Origin of the sequence: Nonomuraea sp. NPDC049141 (assembly GCF_040648415.1) — a bacterium.
In the GTDB taxonomy this organism is placed as follows: domain Bacteria; phylum Actinomycetota; class Actinomycetes; order Streptosporangiales; family Streptosporangiaceae; genus Nonomuraea.
This window is the reverse complement of record NZ_JBEZDR010000069.1, coordinates 1-5,946: the sequence shown is the minus strand read 5'-3', so window position 1 is coordinate 5,946 and position 5,946 is coordinate 1. Positions and strand designations below refer to the sequence as shown.

The 5,946-nt window shown below is 68.4% G+C and carries 4 protein-coding genes and 1 rRNA gene; 3 read left to right on the top strand and 2 right to left on the bottom strand.

The window, feature by feature from the left end:
• The first annotated feature begins 237 nt into the window (after nucleotides 1-237).
• Nucleotides 238-1,164: an MBL fold metallo-hydrolase gene (locus AB0B91_RS64020; protein WP_358342779.1), complete on the top strand. Its 927-nt coding sequence runs from the start codon at nucleotides 238-240 to the stop codon at nucleotides 1,162-1,164.
• Between the two features lie 103 nt (nucleotides 1,165-1,267).
• On the opposite strand, the gene AB0B91_RS64015 is transcribed toward AB0B91_RS64020, so the two are convergent.
• The gene (locus AB0B91_RS64015; RefSeq protein WP_358342777.1) at nucleotides 1,268-2,482 is read right to left on the bottom strand and encodes a hypothetical protein; all 1,215 of its coding nucleotides are present in this window, start codon (nucleotides 2,480-2,482) and stop codon (nucleotides 1,268-1,270) included.
• Here AB0B91_RS64015 and AB0B91_RS64010 point away from each other — a divergent pair.
• Nucleotides 2,432-4,510, top strand: a complete 2,079-nt coding sequence (locus AB0B91_RS64010; RefSeq protein ID WP_358342776.1) for a hypothetical protein — start codon at nucleotides 2,432-2,434, stop codon at nucleotides 4,508-4,510. The genes AB0B91_RS64015 and AB0B91_RS64010 overlap by 51 nt on opposite strands.
• Before the next feature lie 171 nt (nucleotides 4,511-4,681).
• Nucleotides 4,682-5,419 carry a class I SAM-dependent methyltransferase gene (locus AB0B91_RS64005; protein WP_358342775.1) on the top strand — a complete coding sequence of 246 codons (738 nt, stop codon included), beginning with the start codon at nucleotides 4,682-4,684 and terminating at the stop codon, nucleotides 5,417-5,419.
• 435 nt (nucleotides 5,420-5,854) lie between these two features.
• On the opposite strand, the gene rrf is transcribed toward AB0B91_RS64005, so the two are convergent.
• Nucleotides 5,855-5,946 (bottom strand): 5S ribosomal RNA (gene rrf, locus AB0B91_RS64000); the annotation flags it as partial.

Here is a 5,946-nt window from a genome sequence, read left to right as displayed (position 1 = left end):
CGGCGTCCGACTCGACACCCGAAACGGCCGCCGCCTAAGATCAACCCGCGGCACCTACCTCGTTGAGCCTTTTACACCGCTCCGAGGACGCGACCGCCTTCCCACCAGTACAACCTCGTTGCGATCCACTGTCGTCCTCCCATCGGCGTTCTGGTGAGATCACTCTTTACGATGAGGGGGACGCCGGATTGGCCCGAACGCCATTCTGGGGATAACGGCAGCGGATCGGGAGTGACTGTGGACAACATCACCGCCCTGGGCGGCGACGTCTATGAGATCGACACGAGGATGGCGGGCTATTCGGGCATCACGGCGGGCTACCTGATCCTCGGTGATCGCCCATGTCTGGTCGAGACCGGCACCTCGACCTCCGCGCCCGTGGTCCGCGACGCACTGGCCGCGCTCGGCGTGGGCCCCGATGACCTGGCCACGGTCGTGGTCACGCATATCCATCTGGACCACGCCGGTGGCGCGGGAGACATGGCGAAATTCTTCCCGTCTGCCCAGATCGTGGTGCATGAGAAGGGAGCCAGGCACCTGGCCGATCCTTCAAGATTGATGGCCAGCGCGAGGATGGTGTGGGGCGACCGCCTTGACACGCTTTTCGGTGAACTATCGCCAACCGAGGCCGACCGCATCGTCGCACTCGGCGACACCGGGTCCATCGACCTGGGCAACGGCAGGACGTTGAACAGCCACTACTCCCCCGGCCACGCCAAGCATCACGTGGGCCTCATCGACTCCGCCACCGGCGATCTGTACGTAGGTGACGCCGTCGGCGTGTACCTGCCGCAGACCGGGGATCTGCGCCCGGCCACCCCGCCTCCGGACTTCGACCTGGAGACGGCGCTCAGCTCGATCGCGCTGTTCGAAGCGCTTGGTCCGCAGCGGCTGCTGTTCAGCCACTATGGACCGGTCGGCGCCGTACAGGAGACGCTCGAACGGTCCGCGGAGGAACTTCGCGTCTGGGTCGATCTCACCCGCCAGGTACACGGGGAGGGCCTGGATCTCGACCACGCCGTCGCCATGGTCAGGGACCGCACGAGGGAGCGGTACCAAGCACTCAGGGCGGACGACCCGACAGCGGAGCAGTTCGAGCTGCTGAGTGGCGCCCCGTCAAACGTCGCGGGCATCTACCACTGGCTCGACCGCGTCTCGCCCTGACTCTCTGGTACGACCTGCGGACCGAAGAACCGGCATGCCGTACCAGGAACCGGCCGCATGACTCCGCCGTACACCTCTGCGAGATGTACGGCGGAGCAGGACGTCAGTCTTCGCGCTTGGAGTCGCGCTTGGGGGCGTCCTCGGCTGGTTCGTCGGGCTGGTCCAGGATGTCGCCGAAGTCGGGCTCGATGAACGCCGGACTGATGCCCAGCGTGATCGGGACCTCCGGCAGACGGGCCTCTGAGGCCGGGCCGTCCGGCTGAGCCGCGCCTGGGCCGTCAAGCAGGTCGCCGGACTCGGGCTCGGCGTCCTCCGGTCCGTCCAGGATGTCGCCGAGCTCGGAGCTTTCGGAAGCGGCCTCCTCAGCGGCGTCCTGCGCAGAAGCGGATTCCACCGGCTCAGGGGCGGATTCCGCCTGGCCGGCGGAACCGTCCTGCTCATCGTCGACGTCTCGCAGGTCGGCGGACCCATCCTGCTCATCGTCGACATCCCGCAGGTCAGCGGACCCGTCCTGGTCATCGACGTCCTGCGGCACAGCCGTGTCGTCTCCCTGACCAGCCGTGTCGTCCTGCTGATCCGCAGGTTCGGCGTCGGCTGTCCGACCGTCCGCGGGCTCGAGGTCGTTCAGAAGGTCGCCCGCCTCGGCAAGGTCCGCGTCCTCGTCGAGGTCTTCGTCCACTTCGTCGGCCTGGTCGGCCGTACCCGCGTCCTCGAAGTCGTCCTCGTCGTCGAAGTCCTCTTCGACGTCCTCGATGACCGCGCCCGTCAGCTCGGCGTACCGTTCGGCGGCCTCCGTCTCGCCATCCTCGTCGAAGGCCATCGCCTTGGCGAACCAGTCGGTGGCGGCCTCCTGATGACCCGCGTCGGCCAGCGCGTCGGCGTACGCGAACGCAAGGCGTGCCGACCAGGGCTTCGCCTGCGTGTCGCGCAGTTCGGGCAGGCGTTGGAGGGTGATGACGGCGGCGTCGTTCTGGCCGAGATCGCGGCGGGCGCCGGACTCGACGATGGACAGCTCAATGCGTCCCGCTCTGTCGAGGCGTTCGGCTTCGGGTGAACGGACCAGATCGAGGGCGCGTTCCGGACGACCGAGGCCGCGTTCGCAGTCGGCCATGACCGCCAGGTACGCGTCGGAGCCGGTCATCCGCCTCGCCGCGCGCAGGTCACTCAGAGCCTCGGAGAAGTGCCCCGCGCGGTAGGCGACAATGCCCGCCGCCTCACGCACGACACCGATGCGGGCCGCGAACCTGCGGGCCACCTTGGTGTGCTCGTGGGCCCGATCGGGGTCGTCCTCCTCGAGCGCGCGCTCGGCGGCGACCATGTGCCTGCCCACCAACTCGGCGAGGTCGCCGGGGAGAGAACGCAGCTCGTCGCGTACTTCCTTGTCGAGCTCTTCGGCGGTGATGTCGGGCGCGACCTCGGGCAGCGGCTCGCGCTGCGGAGCGTCGTCCTCGGAGCGGCCGAACCTGGCACGGGTGCCGCTGGATCCCCGATCGTCACGAGAGTCACGGGAGAACGGGCGGGAACGGTCGTCGCCGCGCGGGCCCCGATCGTCACGGAAGCCACCCTCGCCACGCGAACCCGCGTAACCGCCCTCGCGACGGGGGCCGCGGTCATCGCGATCGCGGAACGGACGACGGTCGTCGCCACCCGCAGGGCGCGCACCCCGGTCATCACGGAACCCACCTGGGCGCTGCTCGTCACGGTCGCGGAAACCACCACGGTCCCCACCGGCACGCGGACCCCGATCGTCACGGAACCCGCCCTCACGGCGCGGACCGGAATAACCGCCCTCACGACGCGGACCGGCGTAACCACCCTCACGACGGGGGCCGCGGTCATCGCGATCGCGGAACGGACGACGATCGTCGCCACCCGAAGGTCGATCGCCACCCGTGGGACGCGGACCCCGGTCATCGCGGAAGCCACCCTCGCCACGCGAACCCGCGTAACCGCCGCCTTCACGGCGCGGGCCGGCGTAGCCACCCTCACGACGGGGACCACGGTCATCGCGATCGCGGAACGGACGACGATCATCGCCGCCACGCGGACCACGATCAAAGCCCCCCTCGCGACGGGGCCCACGGTCGGCACCGCCCTCAGGACGCGCACCTCGGTCGCCACGGAACCCGCCCGGGCGCTGGTCGTCACGATCACGGAAATCACGACGATCCCCGCCACCGTCACGGTCCCGGAAACCACCACGGTCCCCACCGGCACGCGGACCCCGATCGTCACGGAACCCGCCCTCACGGCGCGGACCGGAGTAACCGCCCTCACGACGGGGGCCGCGGTCGCCACCGAACCCGCCTTCACGGCGCGGACCGGCGTAACCACCCTCACCACGGGGGCCGCGGTCATCGCGATCGCGGAACGGACGACGATCATCGCCACCCTCAGGACGCGAACCCCGGTTGTCGCGGAATCCACCGTCAGCGCGCGGACCGCGGTCGCCGAACGGACGGCGTGGCGCGTCACCTTCGCGACGGGGCCCACGGTCGTCGCGGAAGCCACCCTCACGGCGCGGCCCACGATCGCCACCTCGGAAACCGCCCTCGCCACGCGGACCACGGTCGCCACCGAACCCGCCCTCACGACGCGGGCCGGAGTAACCGCCCTCACGACGCGGGCCTGCATAACCGCCTTCACGGCGAGGGCCACGGTCATCGCCGGAACCGCTGTCAGAACGCGGGCCACGATCGTCACGGTCGCGGAACGGCCGACGGTCATCGCCACCGCGTCCGCCCCGGTCATCGCGGAAGCCACCCTCACGGCGCGGCCCACGATCGCCACCCTGGTAACCACCCCCGCCACGTGGACCACGGTCGCCACTGAACCCGCCCTCACGACGGGGACCGCTGTAACCACCCTCACGACGCGGGCCACGGTCATCGCCGGACCCGCCCTCACGACGAGGACCGCTATAACCGCCTTCACGGCGCGGACCGGCGTAGCCGCCCTCACGACGCGGCCCACGGTCATCACTGGGCGCGCCCTCACGGCGCGGCCCGCGATATCCTCCGCTGTCGCGTCCGGTCCCACGGTCGCTGCGTCCCTGGTATCCGGAACGCTCGCCGCGCCCACGATCCTGCGGCGCGCCACGGTCGCCACCGTCGCGCCGTGCCCCGCGGTCGCCGGAATGCGGCCTGTCATCGGAACGGAACGGACGGTCGCCCCTGGAGTCGCGCTGGTCACGCCCGCGGGAGCCGTACCCGCCGCTCCTGTCGCCGTCCTGGGGGCGCTTGTCTCCGCCGTCCCCCCGTTCGCGCTGTCCGCCGTCCGATCCGTTATCACTGTTCACTTCTGGTCCATTTCGTTGGCTCACTCAGCAGACTCGTGCGTCACATGACGGTCCACCGTGGCAGGGTCGCCGCCCCGTTTTCGGGTCTTACGCGACGAAGGCCACCCGCGGTGGGATGGCCCGGTACTACCAGCCTAGCAAGCCGCAGCACGTCACTGAGCCTGCCCCGGCCCGCATATTCGGTCGCGCCGATTGAACGCTTCGGGAAAACTGCTGGACATGTCGCTCCGCTTCCATGAGATCGCCGAGTCGGGCCATCGCATTCTGAACGCCATCACCGATGAAAAACTGAACCTCATCGGCGAAATCTGCCGCATCAAGCCAGGCACCCGCCAACTGGACCTCGCCTGCGGAAAGGGCGAAATGCTCACCCGCTGGGCCGTCCGTTACGGCTCACACGGGGTAGGCGTGGACATCAGCAAGGTCTTCCTCGAAGCCGCCAGAGAACGCGCCGACGAGCTCGGCGTAGCCGATCAAGTACGCTTCGTCGAGGCGGACGCAGGGACCTACGAGGACGAACCGCACTCGTACGACATCGTCTCGTGCATCGGTGCCACCTGGATCGGCGACGGCCTCACCGGCACGCTCGCCCTCATGCGCCGCCTGCTCCGCCCTGGTGGCCTCGCCCTGGTCGGCGATTGCTACTGGATCACCCCGCCACCGCCCGAAGCCTATGCATCGCTCCAAGTATCGAGCGACCTGTTCACCTCGTTGTCCGGTACGGCCAAGCGCATCGAGAACGCCGGCTACGAGCTGGTGGAAATGGTCATGGCGAACCAAGACACCTGGGACAGGTACGTCGCCTCGCAATGGTGGACGCTGAGCGAATGGCTACGCGAAAATCCCGACGACCCCGAGGCATCGGACTTGCGGCAATTCTTGGACCATGCACGTCGCGCTCATCTCGAGTACGGCAGGCAGTACCTGGGCTGGGGTGTCTTCGTTCTTCGCGGATAAGCGGCTTGATTTCTCGATTTGGTCTCGGGCGCGCCGAAGGACAATAGATACTGCCACGTGACTTGTACGACTCTAATCCGCCGGCCTGTACATTTATCACGGTCCCGTACAGGCCGACCTTGTGAGCTTGCAGAGCAGAGCCGGCCCCCGCGCCAGTGCCATTGTCCGGCGTGGCGTGGCGTGGCGTAGCGGCCGCCCTGTCACGTCACTGCGTCCGGGTGACGGTACACGCCCGGACGCGGTGAAGTCCTCCCTGCATGTCCGCCTCTGTACTGGTGGAGACGATGAACGAGAGTACGTGCGCGGTTTACCCGAGCTGGACACACCACTCCAGCAGTTGTAGAGCGGCTGGCCGTAGCCCCCAGCGACGACCTTACTCCCGAAACGCAGAAAGGGCCCCACGCATAAGCGTGGAGCCCTTCCCGAACAAAGATTGTCCGGCGGTGACCTACTCTCCCACACCCTCCCGAGTGCAGTACCATCGGCGCTGGGAAGCTTAACTTCCGGGTTCGGAATGTAACCGGGTG